9 protein-coding genes and 1 pseudogene are annotated in these 13,641 nt (G+C 72.9%); 2 read left to right on the top strand and 8 right to left on the bottom strand.

Annotation, left to right across the window (positions count from 1 at the left end):
• Positions 1-107 precede the first annotated feature (107 nt).
• Positions 108-275 (top strand): DUF6191 domain-containing protein, encoded by a 168-nt coding sequence (locus tag ACT2CW_RS10160; protein WP_166483824.1) that lies wholly within the window; start codon positions 108-110, stop codon positions 273-275.
• Between the two features lie 98 nt (positions 276-373).
• Here the strand turns inward: ACT2CW_RS10160 and ACT2CW_RS10165 are convergent, their stop codons facing one another.
• From ACT2CW_RS10165 to ACT2CW_RS10175, 3 genes are all read right to left on the bottom strand, one after another.
• On the bottom strand, positions 374-3,652 hold the full coding sequence (locus tag ACT2CW_RS10165) for an AAA family ATPase (RefSeq protein WP_445516658.1): 3,279 nt from the start codon (positions 3,650-3,652) through the stop codon (positions 374-376).
• Positions 3,653-3,815: 163 nt separating this feature from the next.
• On the bottom strand, positions 3,816-4,007 hold the full coding sequence (locus ACT2CW_RS10170) for a hypothetical protein (RefSeq protein WP_445516320.1): 192 nt from the start codon (positions 4,005-4,007) through the stop codon (positions 3,816-3,818).
• 150 nt (positions 4,008-4,157) lie between these two features.
• The gene (locus tag ACT2CW_RS10175) at positions 4,158-6,536 is read right to left on the bottom strand and encodes an MMPL family transporter (protein ID WP_445516321.1); all 2,379 of its coding nucleotides are present in this window, start codon (positions 6,534-6,536) and stop codon (positions 4,158-4,160) included.
• A gap of 132 nt (positions 6,537-6,668) precedes the next feature.
• Between ACT2CW_RS10175 and ACT2CW_RS10180 the strand changes: the two are divergent.
• A pseudogene (locus tag ACT2CW_RS10180) lies at positions 6,669-7,268 on the top strand (MlrC C-terminal domain-containing protein); the annotation flags it as partial.
• A 255-nt stretch (positions 7,269-7,523) separates the two neighbouring features.
• Here ACT2CW_RS10180 and gatB read toward each other — a convergent pair.
• The 5 genes from gatB to ACT2CW_RS10205 form a co-directional block, all read right to left on the bottom strand.
• On the bottom strand, positions 7,524-9,029 hold the full coding sequence (gatB, locus tag ACT2CW_RS10185; RefSeq protein WP_445516322.1) for an Asp-tRNA(Asn)/Glu-tRNA(Gln) amidotransferase subunit GatB: 1,506 nt from the start codon (positions 9,027-9,029) through the stop codon (positions 7,524-7,526).
• A gap of 15 nt (positions 9,030-9,044) precedes the next feature.
• On the bottom strand, positions 9,045-9,284 hold the full coding sequence (locus ACT2CW_RS10190) for a hypothetical protein (RefSeq protein ID WP_020868240.1): 240 nt from the start codon (positions 9,282-9,284) through the stop codon (positions 9,045-9,047).
• Positions 9,281-10,774, bottom strand: a complete 1,494-nt coding sequence (gatA, locus tag ACT2CW_RS10195) for an Asp-tRNA(Asn)/Glu-tRNA(Gln) amidotransferase subunit GatA (RefSeq protein WP_414081806.1) — start codon at positions 10,772-10,774, stop codon at positions 9,281-9,283. The genes ACT2CW_RS10190 and gatA overlap by 4 nt, the downstream gene beginning before the upstream one ends.
• A 5-nt stretch (positions 10,775-10,779) precedes the next feature.
• The gene (gene gatC / locus ACT2CW_RS10200) at positions 10,780-11,076 is read right to left on the bottom strand and encodes an Asp-tRNA(Asn)/Glu-tRNA(Gln) amidotransferase subunit GatC (RefSeq protein WP_020868242.1); all 297 of its coding nucleotides are present in this window, start codon (positions 11,074-11,076) and stop codon (positions 10,780-10,782) included.
• A 183-nt stretch (positions 11,077-11,259) separates the two neighbouring features.
• A complete protein-coding gene (locus tag ACT2CW_RS10205) occupies positions 11,260-13,368 on the bottom strand; it encodes a putative bifunctional diguanylate cyclase/phosphodiesterase (protein WP_164431689.1) in 2,109 nt (702 codons plus the stop codon).
• Positions 13,369-13,641: the final 273 nt, after the last annotated feature.

Below are 13,641 nucleotides of genomic sequence, written 5' to 3' on the forward strand. Positions count from 1 at the left end.
GCGAATCGGCTGGTCGTGGCGTTGAGTTCGGCCGACATGGTGCGGAGTGCCCGTTCTGTGCGGAGTCTGCCTACACTGGCAGCAGTCGCACGCCTACGGGGGTCGTCATGTTCAACCTCATCGAGGAACTGTTCGCGCCCGGCCGCAAGCACACCGATGAAGAGCGCAACCGCCTGGAGTTCACGCTCGACGAGACGCGCAGCAGCGACCCGGGGAAGGGCCCTATAGACCTCGACTCCGGGCGAGTGGTGATCCGGCCCCGCGAAGGGGACTGACCCGGCGGGCGACTGACCCGGCGGGCGGTAGGGATACCGATACCGCACGTCCTGTCAGCGCCCCGGCGTGCTGACGGTGCGACGCACCGCGCATACCGTCAGCGGGCCGCCGCCGCGCCATCGGCCAGGCCGTCCACCAGGCGCAGGCGGTGGGCCACGGCGGCTGCCTCGGCACGGCCCGAGACGCCCAGCTTGGCCAGGATGTTGGAGACATGCACGCTGGCCGTCTTGGGCGAGATGAAGAGCTCCTCGTCGATCTGGCGATTGCTGCGCCCGTCGGCGACCAGCCGCAGCACATCCCGCTCCCGTGGCGTCAGCCCCAGCTCCTCGGCCGGATCGACGGGTTCGGCGGACTTGGCGGCCGGGGCCGGCGAGCCCGGTACCGGGGGCAGCGCGGGGGTGCGGCCCGGGGACGCGTCGAGCGCGGCGCGGGTCGCGCTGGACGCCAGGGGCAGCCGCGCGCGTCGGGCCAGGAGCTCGATCTCCTCACGCAGCGGACGGGCACCCAGCCGGTCGGCCACGGCATACGCCTGGGCGAGCAGTTCGGCAGCCTGCTCACGATCAGTCTGGGCCGGGGCGCCCCGCCCCGGAGCCCCCCGGCCGGAGACACCTTGGCCGGAGGGGCCCGGGCCAGACGGGCCCTGACCGGAGAAACCCTCGCCAGAGGAACCCTCGCCGGATGTGCCTTGGCCGGGGGCGCCCGGGCCGGTGGGGCCCCGGCCGGAGGGGTCCGGGGCGGGGGTGAGTAGGGCTTCTGCCCAGCGGTGGCGGGCGCGGGCCAGTGGGTAGGGGCGGTCCAGCGCGGCGAAGGCGGCCGTGGACTCGGCCCAGAGGTCGGGCCGGTCCCGGCCCTCGGCGCGCGCCAGTTCGGCCCGGACCATCGCCGCGTGGGCCCGCCAAACCGGCACCGGCTGCGGCACCCGCTTCACGGCCGCCCGGAGTCGGGCCAGCGCCTCGCCCCGGCCCGGCTCGGCCGTGGGCAGTCCGCGGGCGGCCGACTCGGCCGCGGCGGCCGTGTACAGCAACCGCCAGGCGTAGCGCTGCATCCCTGGCGGGAAACCGGCCGCCACGGCCTGGTCCAGCAGGGCCCGGACCTCCAGGATCCGGCCACGGGCCGCCGCGAGTTCGATGGCGTGCCCCGCGATCTGGAGGGTGTACTGCGGTTCGGTGTTGCGGGCGCCGTAGTGCTCCCGGGCGGCGGCCAGCTCGCGCTCCGCCGTGTCCCACTCCCCGCGCGCCAGCGCCAGTTGGGTGAGCCGGTTGGCGGCGGTGCCGCGCGGCTTGGTGCCGAGGGCGAGCCGCCGGGTCTCCACGGCCGCCGCCTCCGCCTCGTCCCAGCGGCCCAGGGAGAACAGCGACTCGGCCAGATTCCCGTAGACCCAGGCCCGGGAGTCCACCAGACCGACCCGGTCCAGGATCCGGGCGCCCTCCTCGGCGGTCTCCACCGCCTCGGCCGACCGGCCGACCCCCTCCAGCGCCGAGGCCAGATTGACATAGCAGCGCCCCAGGACGCTGATGTCGCCGAGGGCCAGGGCCCGCTCGCAGACCTCGCGCATCTCGGCCAGCCCGCGCTCGATGTCGCCGGAGTCACCGGTGAAGTAGCCCAGCGTCAGGCGGGCGTTCAGCTCCGTGCTCTCGGCGCCGACCAGCCGGGCCAGCTCCACCGCCCGTTCGGCGGCGGCCAGGCCCTCGGCACCCGGCCGGTGTGTCATCGTCCAGCCCGCCACCTGCGCCATGACCTCGGCGTGCACGGGGGACGGTGGCAGCCCGCGCACCAGCTCCTGGGCCCGGCTCAGCTCCTCCCAGCCGTCACCGCGGGCCAGGCCCTCCATCAGTTTGCTCTGCTGGGTCCAGAACCAGGCGGCCCGCAGCGGGTCGTCGCCGCCGCGGTCCAGCGTCCGCAGCGCCCGCTTGCTGACGGTCAGCGCGCGCTCCCGCTGCCCGGACATATGCGCGGCCACCACCACCTCGGCGAGCAGATCGAGATGGCGCAGCGGCTGGTCCTCACAGCCGCGGGCGGGGTACACCTCCGCGTAGTCCATGGGCCGCTGCGCCCGCCGTATCTCCTTGGGCGCGTCCTCCCACAGCTCCATGGCCCGCTCCAGCAGCCGCAGCTGCTCCGCGTGGGCGTACCGCCGCCGTGCCGCGACGGACGCCTGGAGCACGGCGGGCAGGGCCTTGGCGGGGTCGTGTGCGTGGTACCAGTAGCTGGCCAGCCGCGCGGCCCGCTCATCGGCCCGTACCAGCGCGGGCTCGGCCTCCAGGGCCTCCGCGAAGCGCCGGTTGAGCCGCGAGCGCTCCCCGGGCAGCAGATCGTCGCGCACGGCCTCGCGCACCAGCGAATGCCGGAAGCGGTAGCCGCTGTCGTCGGCCGTGGGGCGCAGGATGTTCGCCCCGACGGCGGCCCGCAGCGCGTCGATCAGCTCGTCCTCGCCCAGCCGGGCGACCGCGCGCAGCAGTTCGTACTCCACGGAGGAGCCGCCCTCGGCGAGGATCCGCACCACCCCCTGGGCCTCCTCGGGCAGCGCCTCGACCCGCACCAGCAGCAGATCGCGCAGGGATTCGCTGAGCCCGGTGGCGCAGCCCTCGTTGAGCGAGCGGGCGATCTCCTCCACGAAGAAGGCGTTGCCGTCGCTGCGCTTGAAGATCCGGTCGACCAGCTCGCGCTCCGGCTCGGCCCCGTTGATCCCGGTCAGCTGGGCACGCACCTCGCCGCGGGTGAAGCGGGACAGCTCGATGCGCCGCACCTCGCGCATCCGGTCCACCTCGGCGAGGAAGGGGCGCAGCGGATGGCGGCGGTGGATGTCGTCGGAGCGGTAGGTGGCCACGACCAGCAGCCGGGCGCTGAGCAGCGAACGGAAGAGATAGCCGAGCAGCTCGCGGGTGGAGCGGTCGGCCCAGTGCAGATCCTCGATGGCGACGACAAGGGTGCGCTCGGCGGCCAGCCGCTCCAGCAGCCGGACGGTGAGCTCGAACAGCCGGGCCCGGCCGTCCCCGTCGTGGGACGCGCGGGAGGTCTCGCCCAGCTCGGGCAGCAGCCGGGCCAGTTCGCCCTCCTGCCCCGCGGCGGCCCCGTCCAGCTCGGTGCCCAGCTTGCGGCGCAGTGAGCGCAGCACGGTGGACACGGGCGCGAACGGCAGCCCGTCGGCGCCGATTTCCACACAGCCGCCGACCGCGGCGACCGCCCCCGCGGCCACGGCCGAGGCCAGGAACTCGTCGATCAGCCGGGTCTTGCCGACCCCCGCCTCTCCCCCCACCAGCAGCACCTGCGGCTCGCCCGCGGTGGCACGGGCGAGCGCGTCCTCGAGGGTGGCCAACTCCTGGGCGCGGCCGATGAACACCGGGCTGACGGACGTGGTGTGCACGCCGTCGAGCATCGCACAGGGCACCGACACCGCGGCACCGGCTTTTCCGGCGCCCACCGCTCCGGATTCCACCGCTTCGGCCCCTACCGTTCCGGCGCCCACCGCCTCGGCGCTCCCCGCTCCGGCTCCCGCCCCAGCTTCGGCCCCCATGACGAGCGGCACGGCCCGGCCGCCGTCAGGCCGCCGTACGGTACGACCCTGGTGAGCGGTCGCCGCGCCACCGCCGTACCGGCCTCTTCCGCCCTCCGCTCCCCTGCCCGGCCGAGCGGCCGTCGACCCCTTCCGCAGCCTGACGGACCAGCCGGTGGGCGGCGGCCTCCCGCCGCAGCTCGGCCTCGCGGATCCGGTGCAACTCATGGTGCAGCATGGCGTTCTCCCTGGTGACGAGTGGTTTCGTGGAACGCGTCCACTCTCGTCGCCCAGGACGGCCCGGCGCATCGGGAGGCCGCCCGATCTTCGCTCGGCCCAGGGCCTTAGGCGCCCCGCCGACACGGCTGAGGAAGCCCGAGGAGGGTCCTCAGAGCACCGGCGAACGTGCCGTACCGGCCCGCGCCGCGTCCTCCGAGGGTTGCTCCGGCAGCGGCACGGGCACCGCCACCGGTCCGGACGCCGCGCCCTCGCCATCGCCCCCGGCCCCGACCTCGGCGTCGCCCGCGCCCTCGCCCACGCCCTCCGACTCGATGCTGATCCGCGGCAGCAGCCGCTCCAGCCAGCCCGGCAGCCACCAGTTGGCGCCCCCGAGCAGATGCATCAGCGCGGGCACCAGGAGCGTACGGAGGACGAAGGCGTCCAGGGCGACCGCGGCCGCCAGCCCGATGCCGAACATCGCGATGATCCGGTCGCCGCTGAGCACAAAGGCCGAGAAGACCGCGATCATGATGACGGCCGCGGAGTTGATGACCCGGCCGGTCTCGGCGAGCCCCACCCGGACCGCGGTGCGGTTGTCGCGGGTGCGCCGCCACTCCTCGTACATGCGGCTGACCAGGAAGACCTGGTAGTCCATGGAGAGCCCGAAGAGCACCGACACCATGATCACTGGCAGGAAGGGCTCGATCGGGCCCGCCCTGCCCAGCCCCAGCAGTTCGCTCCCCCAGCCCCATTGGAAGATCGCGACCACCACGCCGAAGGACGACGCGACGGCGGCCACATTCATGACCGCCGCCTTGATCGGGATGCCGATGCTGCGGAACGCGAGCAGCAACAGCACACATCCCAGCGCCACCACCACCCCCACGAACAGCGGCAGTTTGCTCACGATCACCGCGGCGAAGTCGTCGTAGCCCGCCGTCAGCCCACCCACGTAGACCCGCAGCGAGCTGCCCTCCTCGGCCCGGGGCAGCACCTCGGAGCGCAGCCGTTCGACGAGGTCGGAGGTGTCCCGGGATTGCGGTGCCGTCGTGGGGACGACCGTGATGACGCCGGTGCCGCCGCCTCCGCCCAGGTCCGCGGCGCTCACCGAGGCCACCCCGTGGATGGTGCGCAGGGTCTCGGACAGTTGGGTGAAGGCCATACGGTCGTCGGCCCCGTCCATGCTGCCTATTAGCGTCAACGGGCCGTTGAAACCTGGTCCGAACCCCTCGGCCAGCAGGTCGTAGGCCCGGCGCGTGGTCGAGGCCGAGGAGCCGTTGCCCTGATCCGAGGTGCCCAGGTGGAGCGAGAAGGTGGGGAGCGCGAGCACCGCGATGAGGGCGGCCGCGACCGCCCCCAGCAGTTTGGGGCGGCGCTCGACGTAAAGCGCCCAGCGCGCGCACAGGCCCTGGGACGCCGCGGCTTCCGGCCCCCGCTCGGCCAGCCGTACGCGTTCCCTCCGGCTCAGGGCCCGCATGCCGATCAGGCCGAGCAGCGCGGGCAGCAGGGTGAGCGAGGCGGCGACCGTAAGGGCGACGGTGAGCGCCGCCGCGACCGCCACCCCGTTGAGGAAGGACAGCCGCAGGACGAGCATGCCGAGGAGCGCGAGACAGACGGTCGCGCCCGCGAAGACCACCGCGCGCCCCGAGGTGGCCACCGCGCCCTGGGCGGCCTGTTCCACCGACAGCCCCCGCCGCAGCCCCTTGCGGTGCCGGGTGACGATGAACAGCGCGTAGTCGATCCCCACGCCGAGGCCGATCAGCATGCCGAGCATGGGCGCGAAGTCGGCGATGGTCATGGCGTGGCCGAGCAGCCCGATGGCCGCGTACGCGGTGCCGACGCCGATGAGCGCGGTGGCGATCGGCAGCAGCGTCGCCGCGAGCGAGCCGAAGGCGAGGAAGAGCACCACGGCGGCCACGGCGACCCCGATGGCCTCGCTCAGATGGGCGGGCCCGGTCCGCTCGGTGAGCCCGGCGCCCGCGCCGCCCATCTCGACCTGAAGGCCCTTGGCCCCGGAGGCGGCGGTACGGACCGTGTCGAGCACCCGGCGCACCTCCGCCTCGCCCAGGTCGGCGGCGGGCTTACGGAAGACGACGGTGGCGTAGGCGGTGTGCCCGTCGGCGCTGATCCGGCCGTTGTCACCGGCTTCGCCGAGCCCGCCGGATCCGCCCAACCGGCCGGTGTCGCCGGCGCCGTACGGACCGGTCGCGGGGACGGCACCGTACGGGCCGGTCACGGAGGCGACGCCGGGCAGATCCGCCACCTGCCGCAGCGCCGCCGTCATCCGCCGCTCGACCCCCGGGGCGCGTACGGTGCCCGCGCCGTCCGCCGTGTGCCAGACGACGGTGTCGCTGTCCCCCGCCCGGTCCGGCAGCCGCCGCTCCATCAGGGCGGAGACCTTGGAGGAGTCGGTGCCCGGGATATCGTAGTCGTTGGAGTACGCCGAACCCGTCACGGCCGCCGCCGCGGCGACCCCGGCGAAGGCGGCAAGCCACAGCACGATGACGATGGCTCGGCGCCTGAGACACCAGCGGGCGAGTGCGGCCATGGCTGCTTTCCGGGTCGTGCGCCGGGGGGCGGCGTGATGTGGTTGTGACCTGGCACTCTGCCAGGCGGAAAAGATCCTTTGTCCCCTTTGTGGGCTTCACCACATGTGGGAGGGGGAAGTCGGAGAGCATGAACCCGGCCGGACGGCGAGCCGGCCGGGCGCGCCGAGTGGGTGCCCCTGCTCCACGCCGTCTCGCTCCCCGGCGGCCCGGTCGAGCGCGGGACCTACGACCGGATCAAGGGCGAGCTGATCGAGCGGCTGCGGCGGGCCGGTCCGCTCGACTGGCTGGTGTACGACATCCATGGCGCGATGAGCGTCGTGGGTCTGGAGGACGCCGAGGGCGCGACTCCGGCGACAATCCCACCGCCGGGGGCGCCGGGGACCTCGCCTATATGCTCGGGCGGCTGCTGGCCAACGAGGAGCTGGCCGCCGGCCGCGCCACCGCCCTGCACCCCGGGATCAGCGATCCGGCGGCGGTCGCGGAGTGCTTCGCCGCCGGGCCGGGCGCGACGGTCCGGCTGTCCGTCGGCGGCGGGATCAGCCGGGGGACGGCGGACCACGCCGCGCCCTGCGAGCTGACCGACGAGGTGGTCGCCCTGCGCCGGGGACGACCCGGTCGGCGGGGATCTCGCGGCGGTGCGGCACGGGGGCGTCACGGCGATCCTGGTCAGCCGCCGCAAGCCGTTCCACACGCCGGCCGACTTCGGTGAGCTGGACCCGCGCGGGTATGACCCCTCGAACCCCTCGTCGTCGAAGGGATACAGCCCGTCCGTGCAGGGGTTCAAGGCGCGACGGTCGGTACTTCGCCCCCGGGGTCCAGGGGCGGAGCCCCTGGTAGCGGGAAGGGGCGGGGAGGGGAAAACATCGCTATGCGGCTCCGCCGCGCGACCCGCCGGACAGCGCGGAAGGGCGCATACGACGGCGGCGGGGCGCGCCCTCGCGCACCCCGCCGCCGTCAGGAACCGAAACGGACGTACGCCGAGCCGGTCAGCCCTCGACGCCCAGCCTCTCCAGGATCAGCTCGCGCACCCGCGCCGCGTCCGCCTGGCCGCGCGTGGCCTTCATGACCGCGCCGACGAGCGCACCCGCCGCCGCGACCTTGCCGCCGCGGATCTTGTCGGCGATGGCCGCGTTGGCCGCGATCGCCTCGTCCACGGCGGTGCCCAGCGCGCCCTCGTCCGAGACGATCTTCAGCCCGCGCTTGGTGACGACCTCGTCCGGACCGCCTTCGCCCGCGAGGACGCCCTCGATGGTCTGGCGGGCCAGCTTGTCGTTGAGCGAGCCCTCCTTGACCAGCGCGCACACCCGGGCCACCTGCGCCGGGGTGATCGGCAGCTCCGCGAGCTCCACCCCGTCCTCGTTGGCACGGCGGGCCAGCTCGCCCATCCACCACTTACGGGCCTGATCGGCCGGGGCACCCTCGTCCATCGTGGCCGTGATCAGGTCGATCGCGCCCGCGTTGAGCACCGACTGCATCTCGTGCCGGGACAGGCCCCACTCCTCGCGCAGCCGGTTGCGGCGCACCCGCGGCAGCTCAGGAAGCCCGCCGCGCAGCTCCTCCACCCATGTCCGGGCGGGGGCGACCGGCACCAGGTCGGGCTCGGGGAAGTAGCGGTAGTCCTCCGCCTCCTCCTTGACCCGGCCGGCGGTCGTGGAGCCGTCCTCCTCGTGGAAGTGGCGGGTCTCCTGGATGATCGTGCCGCCGTCGTTCAGCACCGCGGCATGGCGCTGGATCTCGAAGCGGACCGCGCGCTCGACCGACCGCAGCGAGTTCACGTTCTTGGTCTCGGATCGGGTGCCGAACTTGTCGGCGCCCTGCGGGCGCAGCGACAGGTTCACATCGCAGCGCATCTGGCCCATCTCCATGCGCGCCTCGGAGACCCCGAGCGACTTGATGAGCTCGCGCAGCTCGGTCACATACGCCTTGGCGACCTCCGGGGCCTTCTCCCCGGCGCCGACGATCGGCTTGGTGACGATCTCGATCAGCGGGATCCCGGCCCGGTTGTAGTCCAGGAGGGAGTGCTGGGCGCCGTGGATGCGGCCGGTCGCGCCACCCACATGGGTGGACTTGCCGGTGTCCTCCTCCATATGGGCGCGCTCGATCTCGACGCGGAAGACCTCACCGTCGACATCGACGTCCAGATAGCCGTTGAAGGCGATCGGCTCGTCGTACTGCGACGTCTGGAAGTTCTTCGGCATATCCGGATAGAAGTAGTTCTTCCGGGCGAAGCGGCACCATTCGGCGATCTCGCAGTTGAGCGCGAGTCCGATCTTGATGGCCGACTCGACGCCGGTCGCGTTGACCACCGGGAGCGAGCCGGGCAGGCCGAGGCAGGTGGGGCAGGTCTGCGCGTTGGGCTCGGCGCCCAACGCCGTGGAGCACCCGCAGAACATCTTGGTCTTGGTGCCGAGCTCGACATGCACCTCGAGCCCCATCACGGGGTCGTAGGTGGCGAGGGCGTCCTCGTACGACACCAGTTCAGTGACGGTCACGGAAAAACTAACCTCTCAGTCCGCGAGGACGTCGTCGTCGCCCATGCGCTTGAGCTCGCGGATGAGCAGGGCGACGCCGGTGACGATGGCGGCGGCCGAGACCACCGCGTCGGCCAGCTGGAGCTTGTCGTTCTCGAATCGGGCCTTCTTGGCCTGCTTCGCCACACTGACCGCGCCGAACAGCGAGGTCGCGATGGACAGGTAGGTGCCGGGCCTGGACTTCTTGAAGCCCTTCGCCTTCTTGATCGCACTCATAGGGACGGTGCCTCCTCGATCAGCGGATGGCCCCACTTGTCGATGAGCGCGGCCTCGACCGCGGCACCGACCTTGTAGAGCCGGTCGTCGGCCATGGCGGGGGCGATGATCTGCAATCCGACCGGCAGACCGTCCTCCGGCGCCAGACCGCAGGGCAGTGACATGGCCGCGTTCCCCGCGAGGTTGGTGGGAATCGTGCAGAGGTCGGCCAGATACATCGCCATCGGGTCGTCGGCGCGCTCGCCGATCGGGAAGGCGGTGGTCGGGGTGGTCGGCGAGACCAGCACGTCGACCCGCTCGAACGCCTGCTCGAAGTCCCGCTTGATCAGCGTACGGACCTTCTGCGCGGAGCCGTAGTACGCGTCGTAGTAGCCGGAGCTGAGCGCGTAGGTGCCGAGCATGATCCGGCGCTTGACCTCGGCGCCGAAGCCCTCCGCGCGGGTGAGCGCGGTGACGTCCTCGGCGGACTTGGTGCCGTCGTCGCCCACCCGCAGGCCGTAGCGCATGGCGTCGAAGCGGGCCAGGTTGGACGAGCACTCGGACGGCGCGATCAGGTAGTACGCGGCCAGCGCCTTGTCGAAGGACGGGCAGGAGATCTCCTCGATCTCGGCGCCCAGCTCCCGCAGCAGCTCCACCGACTCGTTGAAGCGCTGCATGACGCCGGCCTGGTAGCCCTCGCCCGCGAACTCCTTGACGACGCCGATGCGCATGCCCCGCACGCTTCCGTTGCGGGCGGCCTCGACGACGGCCGGGACCGGCGCGTCGATGGAGGTCGAGTCCATCGGGTCGTGCCCGGCGATGACCTCGTGCAGCAGCGCCGCGTCCAGCACAGTGCGGGCGCAGGGGCCGCCCTGGTCAAGCGAGGACGAGAACGCCACCATGCCGTAGCGGGAGACCCCGCCGTACGTCGGCTTGACCCCGACCGTGCCGGTGACCGCGGCGGGCTGGCGGATCGAGCCGCCGGTGTCGGTGCCGATGGCGAGCGGGGCCTGGAACGAGGCCAGCGAGGCGGACGAGCCGCCGCCGGAGCCGCCGGGGACCCGGGTGAGGTCCCAGGGGTTGCCGGTGGGGCCGAAGGCGCTGTTCTCGGTCGAGGACCCCATGGCGAACTCGTCCATGTTGGTCTTGCCGAGGACGATCACGTCCGCGTCCCGCAGCCGCTGGGTGACGGTCGCGTCGTACGGCGGGATCCAGCCGTCGAGGATCTTGGAACCGACCGTGGTCGGGATCCCCCTGGTGGTGAAGATGTCCTTGAGCGCGAGCGGGACACCGGCCAGCGGGCCCAGCTCCTCGCCGCGCTCCCGCTTCGCGTCGACGGCGCGCGCCTGGGCGAGCGCCCCCTCGCGGTCCACGTACAGGAAGGCGTGCACCTTCTCGTCGACGGCCTCGATACGGGCCAGGTGCGCCTCGGTCACCTCGACGGCGGTGACCTCGCCGGAGGCGATCCTGGCGGCGATCTCGGCCGCGGTGAGCCTGGTCAGGTCGGTCACGGTGGTCACTCCTCCCCCAGGATCTGCGGCACCTTGAAACGCTGCTGCTCCTGGGCCGGGGCGCAGGCCAGGGCCTGCTGCGGGGTCAGGGACGGACGGACCTCGTCCGGACGCATGACGTTGGTCAGCGGCAGCGGGTGGGAGGTCGGCGGAACGTCTTGGTCGGCGACCTCGGAGACGCGGGCGACCGCGCCGATGATGTCGTCGAGCTGTCCGGCGAAGTGGTCTAGCTCTTCGGCCTTCAGCTCCAGACGCGCCAGCCGGGCGAGGTGGGCGACCTCCTCGCGCGTGATGCCAGGCATGCAGCGATCCTCTGGGTGAGTGTGAAGTGTTTCGGCCCCAATCCTATGGCTCCCGCCGCACCCCGCGCGAAAGGCTTTGCGGCACCCCATGTTGTGGGCAATCGTTCCGCGGGGCGGAACGGGTGGGCACAACGCCACCCACCGGCCCGCACCCAACAACGAAACACCAAGGGGCAGCACCCCTCAGGTCACCGGCTGATCCGCGTCCTCGTCCGCGGGAGCGGCTTCCTTACTCGACGGCTCCGCCGTCTCGCGGTGCCAGCCACCCTCACCCCGCGCCCGCAGCCACGCCGTCATCTCCTCCGGCGGCATCGCCGCGGCCACCAGCCAGCCCTGGACCGCGTCGCAGCCCAGATCCCGCAGCCGCTCCCAGGTCTCGTCGTCCTCGACGCCCTCCGCGACCACGAGCAGGCCCAGCGAGTGGGCGAGGTCGACCGTACAGCGGACGATCTCCGCGTCCTCGTTGTCCACGGCCAGCCGGGCCACGAAGGAACGGTCGATCTTGAGCTCGCTCACCGGCAGCCGCCGCAGATGGACCAGCGACGAATACCCCGTCCCGAAGTCGTCGAGCGACATCTTCACCCCGTGCCCGGTGAGCCCGGCCAGGGTGTCGGCGGCCCGCTGTGGGTCCTCCAGCAGGACGTGCTCGGTTATCTCCAGCTGGAGGGCGCCCGCCGGGACCCCGTGCCGGGCCAGCCGCCCGGCGACCGCGCCCGCGAAGCCGGGGGTGTGGACATCGCGCGGCGAGACGTTGACGGCGACGGGCACCTCGAGGCCGTCGGCGCGCCACCGCGCCACCTGGCCCAGGGCCGTCTCCAGGACGTACTCGGTCAGCCGGGGCATCAGCCCGGAGCTCTCGGCCATGGAGATGAACTCGTCCGGCGGCACCTTGCCCCGGTCCGGGTGCACCCAGCGCACCAGGGCCTCCAGGCCCGCCACATGCCCGTCGAAGCCGACCTTGGGCTGGTAGTGCAGCTCGACGTCGCCCGCGTCCAGGGCGCGCCGCAGATCGCCGAGCAGACCGAGCCGGTCGGGGGTGTTGCCGTCCCGCCGCGCCTCGTACAGCTCGACTCCGCTGCGGTCCCGCTTGGCCTGGTACATCGCGACATCGGCGCGGCGCAGCAGCCCCTCGGCGTCCAGGGCGTGGTCGGGGTAGACGGCGACACCCGCGCTGGCCTCCAGCACCAGGGTCAGCCCGTCCAGGTCGAGCGGGGAGCCGAGGTCGCCGACGAGGACGCGGGCGCTGCGCTGGGCGCTGGTGAGCGAGTCGGTGGTGGGCAGCAGCACCGCGAACTCGTCGCCGCCGAGCCGGGCCACCTCCGCCCCGCGCGGCAGGGCGAGCCGCAGCCGCTCGGCGATCTGGAGCAGCAGCCGGTCACCGGCCAGATGGCCCAGGGTGTCGTTGACCGAACGGAAGCGGTCGAGGTCCAGCAGCACCAGCGCGGTGCGGGTGCCGGCCCGCTCGGCCTCGTCCAGCGCGGTCCAGGTGCGCTCCAGCAGCCACTGGCGGTTGGGCAGCCCGGTGAGCGGGTCGCGCAGCTGCTCCTCGGCGCGGACCCGGGCGATCCACAGCGTGGAGTCCAGGGCGACCAGCGGCACCGCGAACAGCGGGAGCAGCAGCGGGGTGTCCCCGGCGACGACCACGATGAGGGGGGCGATGCCGAGCAGCGCGATGCCGACGAGGACCTGCCGGAAGAGGGCGGTGCGGGCGACGGTGGGCAGTCCGGCGCCGGGCGGGGCGAGGGAGCACCACAGCAGGGCGCGGGTCACCGCGAGATAGACGAAGGCGGCCAGGGCCGTCTGGGGGATGGCGGACACATGCCAGGTGTCGGTGCGCCAGGGGTGTTCGACGGAGGGGGTGGTGCCGAAGGCGGCGAGGGTGAGGGCGGCCGCGCCGACTCCCAGGATGTCGACCGCGCCGTGCAGGGCGGCCTGCCGCCATCGGTGCCGCCGGGCGGCACCGACCAGGACGACCACGGCGAGGCTGACCAGCACGGCCGGAATCCAGCCGTAGAGCAGCAGCGCCGCCAGGGTTAACGCGGCCCCGGAACCGGTGCCGCCCCACCAGCGGTCACGGCCGAGGGCGACCAGATGGCCGACGATGATTCCGGTGAGCACGGCGAGCGACCAGCCCACGGTTCCGTCGGGAAAGAGCGCATTGCCCGCGTCGAGCACTCGGAACACTCCGATACCGAGTGCGAAAGCCGCCATGGCGACCGCAGCGGCCGGCAGCGCGGGCAGCACGGCCCGGCGCAGCCGCGACGCCGGGGCGGCGCTTTCGGTCGGTTTCATACCCGTCCCTCTCACAGCCGGCGGTGCCAGCGCCACGGCGGGCGCACACCTCAACAGTAGGCGGCAGAAGGGGAAGACGGGCGGCGATCGGCGACGGTTCCCCGAATGCCGCCCGACGATCCATGACCTTCTGCTATGCGCTGTAAGGGTGATGCCCGCCGGCTGTACCCGGGAAGTGCTCCCAGTCGTAATCCGGCCAGGTTTGGACCCATTGAGCGGACAAGATGGCCGGAGCACTGCGCCGGATGGGTGGAGCGGCTACTCCCGTGGCTA

The sequence above is a fragment of the Streptomyces sp. NEAU-174 genome (assembly GCF_052665095.1).

Coding starts and splice junctions, on each gene's coding strand:
- ACT2CW_RS10160 (WP_166483824.1), top strand. CDS start 108: ATGTTCAACCTCATCGAGGAACTGTTCGCGCCCGGCCGCAAGCACACC.
- ACT2CW_RS10165 (WP_445516658.1), bottom strand. CDS start 3,652: ATGCTCGACGGCGTGCACACCACGTCCGTCAGCCCGGTGTTCATCGGC.
- ACT2CW_RS10170 (WP_445516320.1), bottom strand. CDS start 4,007: ATGCTGCACCATGAGTTGCACCGGATCCGCGAGGCCGAGCTGCGGCGG.
- ACT2CW_RS10175 (WP_445516321.1), bottom strand. CDS start 6,536: ATGGCCGCACTCGCCCGCTGGTGTCTCAGGCGCCGAGCCATCGTCATC.
- ACT2CW_RS10190 (WP_020868240.1), bottom strand. CDS start 9,284: ATGAGTGCGATCAAGAAGGCGAAGGGCTTCAAGAAGTCCAGGCCCGGC.
- gatC (WP_020868242.1), bottom strand. CDS start 11,076: ATGCCTGGCATCACGCGCGAGGAGGTCGCCCACCTCGCCCGGCTGGCG.
- ACT2CW_RS10205 (WP_164431689.1), bottom strand. CDS start 13,368: ATGAAACCGACCGAAAGCGCCGCCCCGGCGTCGCGGCTGCGCCGGGCC.